This window comes from Lacibacter sp. H375, assembly GCF_037892425.1.
Classification (GTDB): domain Bacteria; phylum Bacteroidota; class Bacteroidia; order Chitinophagales; family Chitinophagaceae; genus Lacibacter.
Genome location: NZ_JBBKTT010000001.1, coordinates 1679335 through 1697408, shown reverse-complemented (window position 1 = coordinate 1697408; position 18074 = coordinate 1679335). Strand labels below are relative to the sequence as shown.

18 protein-coding genes are annotated in these 18074 nt (G+C 38.8%); all 18 read right to left on the bottom strand.

What is annotated here, in order from left to right; all coding sequences use genetic code 11:
- Nucleotides 1-9: 9 nt before the first annotated feature.
- Nucleotides 10-984 carry a hypothetical protein gene (locus tag WG954_RS07500; RefSeq protein ID WP_340435100.1) on the bottom strand — a complete coding sequence of 325 codons (975 nt, stop codon included), beginning with the start codon at nt 982-984 and terminating at the stop codon, nt 10-12.
- Nucleotides 975-1664 carry an FkbM family methyltransferase gene (locus tag WG954_RS07495; RefSeq protein WP_340435099.1) on the bottom strand — a complete coding sequence of 230 codons (690 nt, stop codon included), beginning with the start codon at nt 1662-1664 and terminating at the stop codon, nt 975-977. Before WG954_RS07495 ends, WG954_RS07500 begins: the two co-directional genes overlap by 10 nt.
- A 25-nt stretch (nt 1665-1689) precedes the next feature.
- On the bottom strand, nt 1690-2712 hold the full coding sequence (locus WG954_RS07490; protein ID WP_340435097.1) for a glycosyltransferase: 1023 nt from the start codon (nt 2710-2712) through the stop codon (nt 1690-1692).
- Nucleotides 2713-2828: 116 nt separating this feature from the next.
- Complete coding sequence (locus WG954_RS07485; protein WP_340435096.1) at nt 2829-4160, bottom strand: glycosyltransferase; 1332 nt, start codon at nt 4158-4160, stop codon at nt 2829-2831.
- Complete coding sequence (locus tag WG954_RS07480; protein ID WP_340435094.1) at nt 4160-5095, bottom strand: glycosyltransferase family 2 protein; 936 nt, start codon at nt 5093-5095, stop codon at nt 4160-4162. Before WG954_RS07480 ends, WG954_RS07485 begins: the two co-directional genes overlap by 1 nt.
- Before the next feature lie 64 nt (nt 5096-5159).
- Nucleotides 5160-5900, bottom strand: a complete 741-nt coding sequence (locus WG954_RS07475) for a class I SAM-dependent methyltransferase (RefSeq protein WP_340435093.1) — start codon at nt 5898-5900, stop codon at nt 5160-5162.
- Nucleotides 5901-5910: 10 nt separating this feature from the next.
- Complete coding sequence (locus tag WG954_RS07470; protein WP_340435092.1) at nt 5911-6483, bottom strand: acyltransferase; 573 nt, start codon at nt 6481-6483, stop codon at nt 5911-5913.
- Nucleotides 6484-6489: 6 nt separating this feature from the next.
- Nucleotides 6490-7431: a glycosyltransferase family 2 protein gene (locus WG954_RS07465; protein WP_340435090.1), complete on the bottom strand. Its 942-nt coding sequence runs from the start codon at nt 7429-7431 to the stop codon at nt 6490-6492.
- The gene (locus WG954_RS07460) at nt 7428-8528 is read right to left on the bottom strand and encodes a glycosyltransferase family 4 protein (RefSeq protein WP_340435088.1); all 1101 of its coding nucleotides are present in this window, start codon (nt 8526-8528) and stop codon (nt 7428-7430) included. The genes WG954_RS07465 and WG954_RS07460 overlap by 4 nt, the downstream gene beginning before the upstream one ends.
- Nucleotides 8529-8531: 3 nt before the next feature.
- Nucleotides 8532-9431: a glycosyltransferase family 2 protein gene (locus tag WG954_RS07455; protein WP_340435086.1), complete on the bottom strand. Its 900-nt coding sequence runs from the start codon at nt 9429-9431 to the stop codon at nt 8532-8534.
- A complete protein-coding gene (locus WG954_RS07450; protein ID WP_340435084.1) occupies nt 9424-10329 on the bottom strand; it encodes a hypothetical protein in 906 nt (301 codons plus the stop codon). Before WG954_RS07450 ends, WG954_RS07455 begins: the two co-directional genes overlap by 8 nt.
- Nucleotides 10322-11278: a hypothetical protein gene (locus WG954_RS07445; protein WP_340435082.1), complete on the bottom strand. Its 957-nt coding sequence runs from the start codon at nt 11276-11278 to the stop codon at nt 10322-10324. The genes WG954_RS07450 and WG954_RS07445 overlap by 8 nt, the downstream gene beginning before the upstream one ends.
- Nucleotides 11271-12260, bottom strand: coding sequence for a glycosyltransferase family 2 protein (locus WG954_RS07440; RefSeq protein WP_340435080.1), 990 nt, complete (start codon nt 12258-12260; stop codon nt 11271-11273). Before WG954_RS07440 ends, WG954_RS07445 begins: the two co-directional genes overlap by 8 nt.
- Before the next feature lie 42 nt (nt 12261-12302).
- Nucleotides 12303-13130: a sialate O-acetylesterase gene (locus WG954_RS07435; protein ID WP_340435077.1), complete on the bottom strand. Its 828-nt coding sequence runs from the start codon at nt 13128-13130 to the stop codon at nt 12303-12305.
- A 96-nt stretch (nt 13131-13226) separates the two neighbouring features.
- On the bottom strand, nt 13227-14096 hold the full coding sequence (locus tag WG954_RS07430; protein WP_340435075.1) for an FkbM family methyltransferase: 870 nt from the start codon (nt 14094-14096) through the stop codon (nt 13227-13229).
- Between the two features lie 242 nt (nt 14097-14338).
- Entirely contained in the window at nt 14339-15166 is an 828-nt protein-coding gene (locus WG954_RS07425; protein ID WP_340435073.1) for a sialate O-acetylesterase, read from the bottom strand.
- A 691-nt stretch (nt 15167-15857) separates the two neighbouring features.
- Entirely contained in the window at nt 15858-16943 is a 1086-nt protein-coding gene (locus tag WG954_RS07420) for an acyltransferase family protein (RefSeq protein ID WP_340435071.1), read from the bottom strand.
- Nucleotides 16944-17087: 144 nt separating this feature from the next.
- Complete coding sequence (locus WG954_RS07415; protein WP_340435069.1) at nt 17088-18065, bottom strand: hypothetical protein; 978 nt, start codon at nt 18063-18065, stop codon at nt 17088-17090.
- Nucleotides 18066-18074: the final 9 nt, after the last annotated feature.

The window sequence follows — 18074 nt, the reverse complement described above, 5'->3', positions numbered from 1 at the left end:
CCTACGTTATCACCAATAAGAACCGTGATCAAGTTTTTGATAATTGGAAGGATATTCATGTTCATAGGGGAATTTCCAATGCTCATTCACCAATAGACTATGATGCGGGCTCAGCTCCCATCGTTTTCCTCTTATTCCAAAAAACAATTGCAGAAAACCACCGAGATGAATTCCCTGTTTATCTAAACTTTTAACATGTGCTGCTAATGGCAGACCATAAGATCCTGCAGCGATTAACGCTATGTCAAAATCAACTGCATTAATTTGTTCCTGCATTTTTTCCAATGCTTCAAACCATGACTGATAGCCAGAATGATTCCCTTTTATACTTTGTACTGCTTTCAATGTTATGAGTTCAAATGCAGGCATTATTTCTTTTCCAAAAAGCAATTCTCTTTTCTGATACTGATCCCTGATGCTGTCTTCAAAAGGATGGATGACTAGTACTTTTTTCCCTGTCAATGCTTTTGTCCATGGTTTTTCACTGAAGTAAGGCTCGCATCCATAGATAAACAGATTCTTTCTGCTTTGTTTCAGATAACCTTTTTCTTCCAGTATCTTTTCGCCGGTAAGCCATGACAACAGAATATCAATGTTGGGCAATGCTTTTAAATAGAGTCTAACAAATTTTTCTAAACTTTGATCATCAGTAGGAAAGAACCCACTGTTCTGAGCAATGTCTTCTTTTACATAATTCCCTACCCAAAATTCAGGATAAGAGCCTCTGAAATAATGCTTATACTTAAGTACTAAGCTTTGCTCTCTTGCAAGGGAATTTAATATTGTATGCAGTTCTGATGTTCCCAACCTCGAGATCATCAAGGGATCTCCTTTCATAATCTCTGAAAAAAGAAAATCATTACAATCAACTTCCTTCGATTCGTATTCGTTGGTTTGGGCATACCATCGTCCTTTCTTTCCATCCTGGAATTTAAAGACCGTTTTGCGGATGGTTTCCAGTAAAGTTTCCCTGATTACATCCATCTTTTTGAGGCGATCAGGTTTGAATCCTTTTTAATAAACAACAGATCGATCTGGTACAGTGCTTTATCTAACGGACGGCGCATGAACTGACAAATATCATATGCCTGGAAACCTTTGCTGTCCATATAGTTCATCACTTCCAGCATCATTGGAGTGCCATCAAGATCCAGCAAAGAAACTTCGAGTATACAAAACTGTGTATGTGCAAGACTCTTAGCTGCACCTTTTAATACTTCCAGTTCAAAGCCCTGAACATCCAATTTTAAAAAATCAGGAAAAGGCAATTGTTTACGTTCGAGTATCTGATCCAATGCTTCTCCTCTGAGTTTTTTTGCGCCTTCAACTATTTCATCGGTAACATGACTTGCTGTTTCACTTTCAATAAACGAAAATTCCTTCCCGTCTTCCGGCGAAAGTAACGCTATATGATATTGTGCATTGCTGAAATCATTGCAAACCCGCTTTAGTTTTTCCAGCTTTGCTGATTGTGCTTCCAGCATTAAGATCTTTGCATCAGGATATACTTCCAGGAAATCTCTTGTCCAGTAACCCTCATACGCACCAATATCTACAACAAACGAAGGGGTAAACCCAAGAAGTTTTAAATTCTTTAAACTCCAGTGCAAAGAAGGAACACCAAGTTGTTCCTTAATATTCCGTTTGTATCCGGACGGAATCATTTTTTTAATGAATTGCATGAAAGGGTTACTTATTAAAAAGTGATAAATAATGATTAGCCACAACAGGCACGTCAAACTTGCTCTGTGCAATGCGTCTGCATTCATTGCGGTTGATAGAAGAAATCTCTGCGATGGCTGCAATCATCTCGGCCTCGTTTGTAACCACCTTACCTGTATTGCTGTCAACAACTTCAGGTACCGAACCTTTGCTGAAACCGATCACCGGCGTACCGCAAGCCATCGCCTCTGTCATCACCATTCCAAATGGTTCGTTCCATTCAATTGGAAACAGCAATGCTTTTGCCTGACCGAGATAAAAATTTTTCTGTTCATCATTCACTGCCCCAACATACTTGATCTGCACATCATCAATCAACGGTTTGATCTCTTGTTCAAAATAAGCTCGCTCATCAGCTAATGGTGAAACATTGCCAGCCAGAATCAGGTTGTGTCCTGTCGCTTTTGCAACTTTAATAGCCGTATGTGCACCTTTGATTTTTTCCAGTCGTCCAAGAAACATCAACGGAGCATCGGGAGCAACCTTCTCCCGTACCGTATATTTTTCAAACTCAATAGCATTATATACAGTTTCCCATCTTCCTCCTGCAGCAACACGACTGATGAGGTCCTTGCTGCATCCGGTGTAAACAATATTTTTGTTTGGCAGTTTATTCATCAGTCGAATATTCCGGCTGCTGATCTCCCTTCCATAGGTCATGATTTTTTTGATGGGATGATTGAGAATGGGTAGTAAATAGGCCAAACGTCCAAAGTTGTGAAGCAAATCATATTGATTCCGGTGTTTCCATAAAAATTTCCATGCTGTTGGAATGGCTATCCGGGCATCCCATTTTGTGGGAGGGAACCCTTCTTTGCCAAATGAATGAACGGTGCATCCTTCCACTTCCGATCCTTCTGTTACTAGCAGATGCACTTCATGACCAAGTCTTGCGTATTCTTTGGCAAACATATATACCAGTCGTTCATGTCCACCATAGCCTTTGGGTGGAACCAGTATACCGGGGTCCATTACTAGTAAGATTCGCATAGTATAACTTTTTCGATTAGCGACGGGTAGCCGTCAGATGTGGGTTAATGGGTAAAATTGTTGTAAGGATCTCTTTCGATTGAGTTTAGCGCAGAAAATAAATGAGCAATGTCATATCACGCATTCAATGCAAGCAGTTCTTTATATAAAGCATAATAAGCAGCACCCACCTCATCAAATGATCTGGGCAAGGGAACAGCTTTTTTTAATCTCATTACTAGTTCAGGATTGTTAATACAATGAAGTAATTGCTCCCGCAACGATGCAGAGTCATTAAACCGAAACAAAAGACCGTTTACCCCATGTGTGACCTGTTCAGCATTGCCATATACATTGCTGGCAATTACTGGTATACCGGCAGCAAAAGCTTCCTGGATAACAAGCGGCGACATCTCCGAAAAGGTTGATGGCAAACACAACGCATGGTAATTTCGCAACTCACGCAATACCTCTTCTTTTTGAAGCGTCCCTTTCCATTTCACATGTTTCATTGAAAGAGTTTTTTTCTTACAAGCTTCAGTATAATCGTCGTCATTGGAAGAACCGTAAATGTCAAGGATAATTTTGTCTGCTGGTAGTCCGCTCAATGCATCAAGTAAAAGATGAACTCCTTTGAACTGACTTATCCTGCCAATAAAAACCAATCGTAACGGACTTGCAGGCATCTCCAATTCAGGAATACCTACCTCAATTTTATGAGGCAAGCCTTGTTTAATAACCTTTATACTTTCTTCCGGAACATGGTTGAGCACCATAACACGCTTATACCAGTCCGTGATGACTACTAGTTTCGAAACGAGTTTACTTAACGTAATCAGGTTTACTTTTTTCTGTTCAATAAGAAAGGGCATACTCAGTGCGGTTGCCATAGAATGACTAACGCTACCCGTATTGATCCGGAAAGATTTTAATACTCGTGCACCCGTTCCGAGCAAACGGGAAAAAGTGGGGGACAAACCTTTTGTCCGAAATGAACAGTGGGTACATTTCGACTCATCAATTACTCCATCACAACTTCTTTCAAGCGATTCCATTAAAGTACCGGTAAAGCACGTATAGTGTGAAAGGTGAAGAGTAAAAACCGAACGGTAGCCTAAACGGGCCACCTCTTTCACGTGATAAAGACCAATACTGGTGCTGGCTTCAAGTTCCTGGAAATGCACAATATCAGGCTGCAGTTGTTGGATCAGCTTACTGAAATTTGGAAGCCCGGCAGGCGGTCGTTCCCCCCGCATCAGGGCTTTATCGTTCACATCAGTTTCTTCATAAGTATAAACTGGCAATCCTTCTACCTCGTAATAAGACGGCACGCTGCCATTTCTGTTAGGAAATACCACAACTGTTATGTAGCCCTTTGATTGAAAATATTTCGCCAGTTGAAATGTATACACTTCCGTACCTGCTACTTGGTAAGGCAAAAAATAATTGATACAAAAAACAATTCGCATTACTGGTTCTTTAAATGAAACGTTGATAACGGGAACCTGTCCTGTATCGTTTGTTTGTATGAATAGTCGCCTTGTTGAAATAAATAGAGCAGATCCACTAGTTGAAATTCAAGTTCTCTGAATAACCGGAAAAAAGAACCAATCCGGAACTGAAGGATAGTATGCTTCACTAAAAGTTTAATATTTCTGATTCTTACATTCTTTTCTATTTGCACAATATCTACTGTTGTTGATTTTTTCTTCAACATTTCAATGATGGCATTGTCGATCAAAACATTATTCTCAAATCCGGCAAGTGAATTTCTTAGTTTCGACGAGGCCTGGGTAGCTGATTTTCGCCAGTACACAAGTCCCATCGGGATCAACAAAATATCGCCTTCCAACGCTATCCGTTTTTTGGCATATACATCGCCACTAATGAACCTTGAAGGGAATCCCCCGATCTTTTTTAGTGCTTCAGTTTGGAAAACAGTTTCCGCTAAACCATTAAGCGCAGGCGTCACATTCGCTAAATAAGTCCAGTTAATAATTTCAGGTCTGGGTAACAGTTGTGGTAATGAAACAAAAGACAATTCTTTAACGTACGCTCCCCATACGGACACGGCCGTTGGGTAATAACGAAGATATTCCCATACATTTCGCAAAGTGTGATGATACATAGCATCATCACCATCTACAAATAGAATATATTTCCCACTTGCTCTCTCCAAAACCGAATTACGGTTTGGATATTCCCCAAGATTTACTTCGTTTTTCCAGGCAACAATCCGTGGGTCAGTATACGTGGAAATAATTTCCCAGCTTTCATCGGTTGAGCAGTCATCAGCAATCAGGTATTCAAAATCAACAAACGATGAAGCTAATACGCTTTCAATTGCCTCCCTCACCCATAATGAAGAATTATAAGTAATGGTAACAACTGTAAAAAAGGGCATGGATCCTGGTTGCATAATTCATGTCAAATTTCCTGCTCCTGCATGTGCCGTTTGCTTCATCAGTTTATAACTTTTTTGCAACCACTCCACAGTAAGCCGAAAGTGCCGCAGATTCAAATTTTATTACCCTGCGTAAACGTGGAATAATTCGCACAACAAGCCAAAGCAGTTTTTCTTTTATGAAAGGTAGTTTCTCATCCCCTCGCCAAAACCAAAACCCTCCGAAATAACCTTTATAAACTATTTCAAAACCCAACTCTTTTAATTGCCTTGCCCAGAGATCTGGCCGCATACTTTTAATATTATGCAATGCAAGATTGTCCTTGTCAAAATTCCGATGTAAAAACAACTGTATACTTCCTCTGAAGTTGGGAGTTGTAATAACAAGGTAGCCTCCCTTTTTTACTAGTGCAGCATGTCTGGCAATTACTTCGTTATAATTTGTAAAGTGTTCGATAAAACCAAATGAACTCACTACATCAAATTGCCTCTGGGTTGCAAACTCAAAAAAATCGGCAACCCAAAAATCGCCTGTTTTAAACCCTTCATTTTGCAGCCACTTAGGTAATCCGGTAGCGTTGTCGGAACAAAAATCTATTCCATTTAGTTCATATCCAAGGTCTCCTAAAGTCGCAAGATGGGGACCGGGGAAACTCCCGATTTCTATTGCTGAACCTGTTACTGTTGCAGGTATATAAGTTTTTATAAATTGGTCAATGCCGTGGCCAGCCTCTTGTCGTTTAAATTCGATTGCCTGCCTGTTTGATTCCCAGTATTCCTGGGTAGTCAGTTTAACATTTGTCATGCCTAATCATTTATAATGTAACAAGCTCTTGTTTATTTACGATAACCGAGCCGGAAGGAATCGATTTATGAATAATGCAACCTGCACCAATAATTACATTATCGCCAATTGTCACATCCTTTAAAATAATCACTTGCGAGCCAAACCAACAATTATTGCCGATAGATATGGCACCCGTAATATATCCTTGCTCATTAATTGGTTTATCTGCTAGGCGATGCTGATGATTATGATCATAAAAGCGAACACCTTCTCCAAATTGACAATCGTCTCCTATACTGATATTATGGAAACACGTAATACTGCAAAAATTATTAAAGAAAACCCTGTTGCCGACCGACAATGTTCCATCCGCTCCTGATCGTACCTGGCAGAAATCCCGAAACTGTATATCATTTCCAAACTGCACCCTTGAAGAAGATGCGTCAAAATACAAGGAAAACTTTTTTCCAAAAAAAAGGTTTTTACCCACCCTGAACCTGGTGCTATGCAATGCTTCCCATTCTGTTCGTTTAATTGAAATAACAGCTGCATGCCCCCATTTATTGAGCTTTCGTTTTACCTTAAAAAACAAACGCAACATATATTCTTAGTTGAAATGATAATTATTCATTAATGGTGTGGCAGAAGTTGCCCCGGCCTTATACCTGTAGTCACCTTTCTCTTTCAACAACAGCAGATCGGAATAGGGTATTTGTAATAGATGCATCAGCCGGAAAAAATCTATAAACTTAGCTTTTCGTATCGTGTTATGAACAATTAACTTGATACTGCGTATCCTGAAATTTCTTTTTGCAACATCCAGTGCTCCATTTTTCAGAGGAATATAGTTATCCGACAGGATCTCTTTGTCTATCTGGTATGTTTCTATCAATTGCTTGTAAAAACTACGCACCCTGTTGCTTGCCTGCTCCGGGTATTGTCGCCAAAAAGCATGGCCGGCAGGCACCAGTACAACAGGATAATAGCAACTGAATTTCCGCTTAATATAAGTATCACCAATGGCATATCGTTCATCAAAACCACCAAGGTTCAGCAATGCTTCTACTGAAAAAAGCGACTCTGCAAAACCTACTACAGTTACAGGATAAGTGCTTAAGAAGTTAAGAGAGGTTAATTGTTCAGGTGTAAATAAATAAGGAAACACTACAAAGTCAAAATACACCGGGTAAACTCCCCACACTGCTTTGGCTTCGGGAAAAGCATTTAAGTAATTTGCATAAAATGCTAATGAATCCTTATACAGGATATCATCGCCATCAATAAAGAGTATAAACTTTCCTCTTGCCTCTTTTAATACTTTGTTACGGTTAGGATATTCTCCAAGGTTCTGCTCGTTACGCCAGGCTCTTATACGGGGGTCATTGTAATGTTGAACTATTTGCCAGGTATCATCGACCGAACAATCATCAGAGATCACTAATTCAAAATCGCTGTAGGACGAAGAAAGAATGCTTTCGATACTTTGCTGAACCCACTTCGCTGAGTTATACGTAATTGTTGCAATAGTAAACAACGGTTGATGGCTCATACAATAGCAGCTAAAAGTTGTTTAAGTCTTTCTGTTTCTTCCCTTTCTGCATAATTTATTTGAATAGGGTACCTGGCAACCCACTGTTTTGACATAAAGATGCTGCACAATTCTTCCTTTGAATTATAAAGAAGGCCATTACTGTTATTAACCAATTCAGGCGCACCGCCACTGTTCTTCACAAGTACACTTAACCCTGCTTTATTTGCTTCAACTATCACCCGTCCAAAAGCTTCTGACCTCGATGCAACAATAAGCACTTCATACAGAGGCATCACTTCTTCTTTTACAAAATAGCCCGTTTCTATTTGCACTTGTCTTCCTAAGCTGTTTGCTTCAATAAAATTTTGTAATCGCAAAAGATATGCTTTGCTCTCACATGGGCCTTTAATATGTAAACTCACATGCACCATCCTTTTCTTTGCTTCAAGTATAGCTCCTAGTACTTCTTCGTGACCTTTTGATTCTGTGATCTGTCCAAACATAAGGTAGGTCGCAATCTTTTTTTTTGTAACAATTGAAACATCTTGTTTCCAACTAACCGGTTGATAAATGCGTTCAACCTGTACAGCTGGTAACAACGGTTTGAATTTGTCCATAACCGCATTTGAATTACAGATCACAAGTTTACTCCAATTTGTCATTTTCTTATATGCTTCATCATCGTTACCCCAGCCAATTCTGAACCCAAAATCCTCTTTGCCAAATTCATGTATCCACCAAACATGGGGTACATTCATTTTATAAGCTGCTTTCGCCGACGCAAAGGGAATTAATGTATTAGTAAAAACAAAGGCCGGCCGAAGATGTTTCAACAGTTCTTTAACCTGTTGCACTGCCACAGCTGTACGTACAAATCGTTTTAATTGCAATAATAACGATCCTTTGGTTTCACCAGCCCACCCATATTGAGGAACAATGCTGCAGGCAATTGAACGTTTTGCCAATGCATCCTCCATGCTGCCATTATGTGGCAACAATACATGAAAACGATACTCAGCAGAAAGCACATCGATATATTCTAATAGCGCAATATTGGCGCCACTACTGTTACCTTCATGGGCCTGCCATACAATCAAAGGTTTATTGACATTCATCACTCAAATTTCCCTGTTTTGCCAAAAGGCCTTTATTGCTCCTGCGGTTTGGCGTGAATAGCTAACTTTTGAGTGTGAAGGCAATTGTTGCAGCACGGCTACACACTTCAACAGGAACGACCGGCGTGCTCTTGATTGATCCGATAAAAAAGCCGTCCATTTTGCCTTCTGTATTTTGTACAGGCAGCTGTCCTTGATCCCTTCGTAACCCGGCAGGCTATATAATTTTTCAATGATCTTTTGTTCCTCTATTGAGAACCTTTCGCTCAACGATTGTGTCTTCGATTGGTCATGCAAACGGAAATGCACCAGCAATTCGGGAATTTCTTTTACAACCGGAAAATGGTAGAGATAACGTATATACAGATCCCAATCAAATGCATAATGAAACTGCTCATCAATACCTCCGCATACATCAATCAGTTCCCTGCGCATCCACACACCTGGCTGTACAAATTTCACACCCTGCTCCCAACACATCAATCCCCTTGCCGACAGCTTTTGATTTTGTATCACTTCTTCACCGGTTGATGAAAAATTCCGCACTTTTCCTGCCACCAACTGCACCTCATCATCAGCAAATGCCACCGCTATCTTCTGCAAAGAGTGTGGCTCTAAATAATCATCACTGTTTAACCAGTTAAAAATTGTACCCGTGCAGTATTGCAATCCTTTATTAATAGCATTGGCTTGTCCTTTATCTTTTTCACTTACCCAGAACTTGAGATGCTGTTGGTATTTTTTTATGATCTCAACAGAATTGTCTGTACTGCCGCCATCAATAATAATATATTCAAGATTAGGATACTGTTGATCAAGAATACTGGTAATTGTTTCCTCAATGAACTGCCCCTGGTTATATGAAGCAGTTACAATAGATATCTTAGGATATTTTTCAGCCATGCATTTTTTGTTTGTACTTACGAATTACTCTTTGCCATTGAAAACCCGCATACCGACACCAATCTTCCAGTTCTAGTATAAAAATACCCAAAACAGATTCCTGCTGATTTCTGTAAAACCGCAACAGATCATTGCGCTTCATCAATTGTAATGTCTTTGTGTTGCCACCTCCTGCCCAATGTAATATATAAGGAATTCCTTTTTTTTGTCGCAACCCAGCTACTGTTATTTCTTCTGCTTCTTTATAACGGATCCCCATCATAAAATCAGCCTTGCCAATTTTCAATTGCCGTTGTTGTTCTTTTAACGGAAGTAGATAGTTAAGCAGGCCTTGATCAACACAGGAAAAAATATGCTTATGTTTTATCTGTGGAAACTCCTTCCAGGTTACGAGTTGCTCAAAATCGCTACGTTGAAGTATTCCTGTTGTTGCAATAAACTGACCTGTATTAAACGAATACCCGGGAAAAACAAAAGAGGGATCCATTTTTTGCAGCGCTTCATAATCAAAATAATATTGTTTCATCCACAAAGCATAAGGTTCATCGTGTTTAGAAGCCGACACAACAAAATCTCCTTCAAATTCACCAAGATACTCCAGTACCGGGCCCAGCAAAACCGTATCAGCATCGAGCACAAGCACATGTTCATTTCCCGGCTGAAAAAGGTATTCGATCTTTGATAGTCCCCAGCCAAATTGTTTGATCGGCAATTCAATGATCTCGGCGCCATATCGCTTTTTTACTTTCGTAAAATCAACTGCGCCTTTTGAATGATCGTACACAATCGCCAGTGGCATTTCAGGGTACCAATAACGCACACTCGCCATACAGATCTCTGCCAGCCAGAAATCATACTTATAACTGGCAATAACAACTTTCGACACTGACTCAGGCATTGGCTGGTTTTCTACGCAACAGGTAGGTGGATATAAATTGTTTTAGGTAAAAGATTGCTGGCAGGCGCTTGTGATAACACCATACCCCTTTTACGTATTCTTCCTCGTAAATAAAATCGGGTTTAATAGAAGACGGATGTTTCAAAGGTTGCTCAAGTGCATACGTTGGAATATTGGCTGCTGGATTCTCCGCTTCATGCGTGTGTGTCCCGTCTGCATCAAAACCAATGTTGCTCACAAGATTTACTGCAGGAACAATAGATAATTGATTTTTATCCATTTGATGAAACATCCATTGCCAGTCCCACGTAAAACCTTTATCCTCTGCAACTTTGTTAAATTTATTTTGCCATAACCTATACCAATTAATATCAGTATCAAAGAAGTATTGTCGTAGTTTTCTGAACAACCACCAGCCTTGTTTTTTTTGCTTTTTCCATCTCCTCATTGAGTAATCAATTGACAACGCCCTGTCTTTCCATGTGGCCCACCCCCACATATTCATAAACCGGCTATAGGTGTAACTATTTCCATCTGCTAGTTTGTATCCAAGATTTGATCCGTTGATGGAAATAATTCGTTTATCGTTACGGTAGTGTTGCAGCATCTGATTCGCAAAAACAAAAAAATCAGGATGCGGCAAACAATCATCTTCCAGGATAATCCCTTCCTCGTTTTCTGAAAAAAACCAATTAATTGCTTCACTTACCGCCTCACCGCAACCGAGATTTTTTTCCCTGAAAAGCGTACGCACCTCACATGGCCAGTCAATTTTTTGAACAATGGCTCTTGCAGCATCGCATCTTTCTTTATCTGTTGGGTGACTCTCTCTTGCAGCGTCAGCTGCAATAAATAATTTTGATGGCTGCGCCATTCTGATGCACTCAAACACTTTTTTTGTTGTGTTTGGCCTGTTAAAAATGATAAATAGAACAGGAGTGTCAGGCATCAATAAGTTTTTCGTACAATTTCAAAATAAAAGGTTGAGGTTTGTCATTGGCACACACAGCCGCATTCACTTCACCAAGTTTAGATGCCAACAATAATTTAAAGTCATTTCGATTAAGCTTGGCACCTTGAATACGATACAAGCTATAAATCGTTCTCAATAACTTAATATTTGAAACCTCGCCCGTTTTGATCTGATGATTGATAAACACTTGGTTAAATGCTTTAATGTAAGCAGATGCTGTTCCATATTGTTGCTTCTGCAAATAGGCAAGTGTGGTTTTTGAGGAATTTATAAGGTGATTTAAATATAAACCGGCTATTGACCCTGCAAAAAAACCCATATCTATGCCGGTTAAAACCATTTGCACATCTCCACCGCTTGCTAGACTTTTGCCTTTTCTATCGCTTAAAGTATATCTTCCCGATTGCACCCTTCTTGTATATTCTAGAGCGATCTCTTTTTTAATGATCAGCCCTGTTCCAAAAGGATAAAAAGGTTGCCATGACACTTCATTTGCATATCTTATTTTGTCCTCGTTTCTTTGTTGAAATAGTTCCTTTTTTGTTTCAAGCCAGGATTTCACCTTATCAGTATAAACAACGTCTATATTCCCGGGCCCCCATGCTCCTACCTGTGCGTATTTTTCTATTGCGCTTGATGCAGCGACAAGGTAATCAGCAACCGGTTCATTATCATCATCAAAAAAAACAATCCAATCGTGTTTAGCTTGATTGATACCAGCTATTCGGGCTGCCGTTAAACCTGGAGTGTTCTCGTGAATGAGTTTTGAATTTAATTTGCGACTTAGAAAGTCCTTAATTTCTACTTCGAGTTCCAGTTGTATAGTCGAATTATTATCAACAATAATCACTTCATGTTCAGGTGATTCTCTGTTAAATCCTGCAATGGCATTTAATAGTCGGGCAAGAATAATTAGATCAGGGTTATAGGTACAAATAACTATGGAAAAAGATGGCATAAACTGTGCTGTTCAATAGATCAACGGACTTAACTTATAATCCTAGTTTTTAATTTTTTGAAACTCCCGAAAATAGCGGACTCCCAACTCACGTTGCCCTTCTGCATCAAAATGAATATCATCAATTGTATTAACCGGCTTTTCGATTATGAAAGGATCCCTTGCACTTGCATGTCCAATAAATGGTAATCGGGTGGGCGTTTCAGCAATCACAGAATCTGTTTTTTTACGGTCAGCACGTTGATCGGCCCAATAGGGAACAAAACCTCCTAAAATAAAGGGAATAGAATCGCCATTATTACCAGCAACGTCCCTGCGCATATCTGTAATCATTTTATCAAGTAAAAAGGCATAGTATCGACCCCAAGAGATGTCTGTTTCCCCCTGATGCCAAAGAAAAGCCTTTACTTCACTTCCCGGGAATTTTTCAAGTACATATTTGATCCGTCTCACCACATCATTATAAAGTGTATCGCCTTTTCGCCACTGATAACCACTGAATGAGCTGCCATCAAGAGCGGCTGGTATTAAAAGCACCTCTCGGTCGGCACGCCAATAATTTCTAATATAGTTAAATGCAAAAGTCATTGCAAATCCGTTACGATCCGGAGCAACACTAAAGTGCTCAAGCGGATCTTTTGCGGGTATAATCTGGTAGTTATGATTTCCATGGCGACCCAACTGTTTAATACGGCTATCAGTTTTATCAAGAAGCGGGTCAAGCCCCATGCCGAAGTAAGCGTTCGATTGACCAATTACGGGAAATATATCGTACTTTATAACCCTGTTTTGTTCGACATAACTTTTTTCTTGGCGGCACGAAAAGCAGCAAAAGGCTGCAAGAATAATAATGACTAATCGAAGAAACATAAACAGCGTTTTTAACAGGGAAAGAATAGGTTTTGTTGTCAGTTTTGAGCAAAAAGCTAAATGACAACATATTTGTTAAACGTTCAAATTCCCACTTTATTTCCTTACAAATAAAGTAATATCACCTGCTTCAGTAGCAGAAAAGCCTATGTTCCTCATTGTATGATTGATCATTTCTCTAATATTGAATTCATCGTGAATTTCTATCACAAGGTTTCTAGAACAGTGCTCAATTGCTTGTAGAAAATCATCACTCTGGTAGAGAAAGCGCTCTGCCCCTTCAATATCAATTTTGAGCAAATCAATCATTTCAATTGAAGATGTTGCACATATCTCTTTCAAGCTGATACCTTCTAAAAAATCATTTCCGTTTTGAGGAGCTCCGTTTGCTTTTTCAACAGTTAAACTCCACTCTTTCCCGTCACGAAATGAATGACTGATCATCAGCTTTTCATTACTCACCCATAAAGCTTTATTAAACAGCTTGACATTGCCGATATTGTTATGCTCTAAATTCTTTTGCAACAGTGAGAAATTATTTTTATCGGGCTCAATGATGACAAATCTCGCATTAGGATAATATGCGTGTAGATACACAGTAGTAAGCCCAATATTTCCACCCGCATCAACAATTATATTACAATTCTTTACTTTTTCTGTCACGATTTTATATTCTCCATGTTGAATCACAGATTCAAAAACCTGGAGATCACTTGAATGTTTTCTTAAAAAAACGGTTGTATGTTGCTGATTGATAGTTAATGACGCCTTTACTAAATCATTACTACAATTGACAAATGAAACCCCATGTTCAATCAACCTAACGTATTCGTTACAGTTTTGAAAAAGTGCAGCTGCCTTCGCAGGTGCCTGTCGTTTTATCTTAAAACAGAATACTGCAATATAGATGTACAACTGATCAGAAAAATTAAATAGAGCTACTGCTTTACGTAAACTTTGTTTCATTAAAAAGGTTTTCGATCAACTTAGAGCTTACCCATCAAAAGCGTCGAAGGTTTAATAGATTTATCTATTAGGGGCAGATGGCTTGAACACTGTTTGCCGTTCACCAGTAATTTAGTAAATGGGAAATTTATTCCCCTTTTGCAGTGAAACATTCTTTTCGCTTTTTATTTCTGGTTTCATTTCCTCAATAACCTCGACAACATTTGACCAATTTTACGTGTTAGCTTCACGTGCCCAAGGAACTATTTTCTTGTTTCTTTATACGCTTTAAAATAGCGTTTTCCCAATTCTCTTTGTCCTGAAGCATTAAAATGAATTTCATCAACTGTATCGTCTGTTTTCTTGATAATAAACGGTTCTCTTGCGTTTGCATAACCGATAAAAGGTAATCGTTTGGAAGTCTCTGCAATTACCGAATCGGTTGTTTTGCGATTTGATTGTTGATCTACCCAATAGGGAACCAACCCGCCTAAAATAAAGGGGATGGAATCACCCTTAGTTCCGGCAATTTCCATACGCATATCAGTAATCATTTTATCAAGCAACTCTGCATAATATCTGCCCCACATGATATCACTTTCTCCTTGGTGCCACAAAAAGGCTTTTACTTCACTTCCAGGATATTTTTCAAGTACATATTTTACTCTTCGCACTATATCGTTGTATAAGCTATCGCCCTTTCGCCACTGAGAGCCAGTGAACGAACTGCCTTCAAGGGCTCCTGGAATCAGAAGAACTCCTCGTTCTGGCTGCAAATACTCACGAAGATAATAATGGGCAAAAGTCATTGCAAAACTGATACGGCCCTGAACAATTGTAAAATGCTCAAGCGGATCTTTAGCCGGAATGATTTTATAACTATTATCGCCAAAACGACCCAGCTGCTTTATCCTACTGTCGGTGTTGGCAGGCTGCGAACCGGTCTCCCTACCAAAATAAGCATTCGATTGACCTATTATTGGGAAAATATCATACTTCGTAAATCCGCTTTCTACAATAGCACTCTTCTCCTTTTGACACGATATGCAGGAAAAAGCAATTAAGATTATAAAAGATATCCGATAAAGCATAAGTAGGTGTTTTTCTTACAAGAATAAAATTCACAGACATGTCAAATTCTAGCTTGCAAAAGAAATACCAAATTATACCTCTGATTATTTCACATTGTTAGATCGCAAATATGCTCTTACTTATCGGAAAAACTAAAAAATACTATTTCTTTTCATAAATAGTGTTTCATCAAGTCCGTTTCCTGATCAATTTAGAATAGACACCACCACTAATTGTAGGTGGTTCAACAAATTTATTTTTGGCACCTCGTAGCAATCCAAACTTCATCTCTTACAATAATTTAATAATGCCTTTGAATTCTACTCCCTTAAAAACATGATTCACAGAAATAATAAGATAGTTTCCTGCAATCAATTCATTGCCGCAGATCATCACTCAGTTCGCATGAACTACTTTATTGCACCTAGATTACTACTCCAATTTTTGTCAATACTACCCTCATATCAATCACATCTTCTTGCTCCTTCATACGTTTTTGAAAGTGCTGTTTAGAAAATGTCATAGCAAAAGCCATTGCGTTCTACCCCTTTGTAATGTAGTCCAAATGGTAGAGCTGGTATTAACTGCATATAATTCCACCAAATCTGCCTGACAGTTTAATGCTTAGATAAGTCAAACCCAGACTCATGATGATTTTGATTGTCCAGTAACAGGGAATAGCATAACGTTGAGTATTGATTCTCTGTGTCATCAATATTCAAAGCGCTTTTTTAACTGTAACACTGGTTTTTCAAATAAGAACCAAGATAATGACGATATGCCTACTAATAATAAAAAACGTAGCACTTGCACAGTGTATAAGCTTAAAGAAGCTGGAATCCCAGGCAAGTCCATACCATAGAAGTACGGGATAAAATTATGAAACAGGTAAATTCCGTAGCTGATTTTCCCAATGTAAAGTAAAGCCCTGTTGTTTAAAATCCACGCAATAACCGGCGTATATATAGTGTCCGCAACCCTATCGATAATACCAGCAAATGAAACTGAAATAAAAAAATAAAATAAAGCTGTATGCAATTGCAGTGATAGCGATTTGAAATACACAGTATGAACTAGAAATAATAATAAAAATGAGCCGGTAAGAAATAACTTTCTTTTTTTTAGATAGCGCTGGTACAAAAACGCACCGGATTGTTTACCATAAACAAGCAACCCGCCCAAACAAAACGAATCTAGGCTACCGGGCATAAGTATACGGCCAAGTTCATTTTGTGGCGTTGTAATAAAATAGCGGAACAGAATTGCACCCACTATTCCAAGCACCAATGCTAGTGGTAGATATTTTCGGTTTACAAAAATGATAACTGCTGGCCAAACAAGGTAAAATTGTTCTTCGACAGCTAAACTCCAGAAATGTGACAGATGCCCGCCAAACTCGCCCTTTAACCAAAAGAAAAAATTAGACCCATAAAAAAAATGCCACCAGAAACTCTCACGAATTGCTGAACTATTGAGAAAAACAAGCACAATTAACAAAAGATAATAAACAGGAAAAATGCGTAATGAACGACGGATATAAAACGTCATGAATGCTTTTGCAACGTTCCCGCTTTTTTCAATATGGGATTTACTTTTTAACAATATTCCCGTAATTAAAAATCCACTTAATACAAAAAATAATGTTACCCCTAATGTACCATTGGCGGTATAACGATTAAAAAAATGTTCACCGGAAAACCAATGTGAAATAATTACTAGAATTACAGCGATAGCCCTAAGAGAATCCAATTGGGACATATAAAGCTGTTTTTGACCTCCTGTCTGAGTTTCAATCATACTAAACTTGGGTATTCTCAATTCTTTGGTGCAAATACAAAGAAGAAGTAAAACAAAATTGAATGCTGTTTTTATAGTTGTTCTCAGTTTATATGTAAGATCAACAATCAAACAAAGCCCTAAATGTATAATTAGAGTTCTCCTCTACCAGTAACATGCTCCCTCAACCAGTTCAGCTTCGTTAGGCCGTTCTGATTCTGATGGCCGTACCCATGCTTCATTATAAAATTCATCACCAAACCCATTTTCATCCCAACGTTTACCTTTAATACCAAAAAGCAACTGTGTGGCTCCACCCATATGAATAGCCTGTTTACCCATACTCTTTACATGTGATGCAAGCGGCAAACCATAAGCACCAGCACCAATTATTGCAAGGTCAAAATCCTGCTTCTCAATTTCCCTGCACATATGTTCGTAAGCATCAAACCATGATTTATATCCACCGGTACTTTTCGCTGCAGTTTGCGGAGCTTTCAAGACTTTCAATTCAAAGTCAGGTAAAACGGTTTTATCCAAAAAAAGCCTTTCACGTTGTTTGTATTGTTTCAGGATTGTATCAGAAAAAGGATGAATAACCAGTATCCTTTTTCCTTTAAGCAGACTGCTCCAAGGTGTTTGAAACCTGAAGGGTTCCAGGGAAAGAGCTTCAACAAGCTTGGCTTCAGGGCTGTACTGTCGGATCGTTTTGTATTCCTTGGGAATGAAATACCATACTCCCAATACATCAATATTCGATATTCCCTTTATGAAAACCCGAGCAAATTCTTCGCATGCTGCATCAGTTTCAGGGAAAACACCCGCTTGATTCCGTGCTATATTTTTAATATCTGCACTCCAGACCTTTTTATAGCCTTTGATATCGGCCACCAAACCATGCAACCCTCCCATCCTGTATTTCTGCAATTCAAGATAATTATAAACAGTGGCCAGTTCAACGACACCAAACCTGCTAACCATAAAAGGTTTTCCATTTTGTATTAAAGATGATAAGAGGTTATTACCTGTAGGCATATCGGCAACCACTCCTGCAGGAAATTGCTTTTCTCCCACTTCCTTTGTATAATCAGCAATCAGCCGAAAATATAATGAACGCAGTATTTTAATAAATAACGGATACATGAATAATTG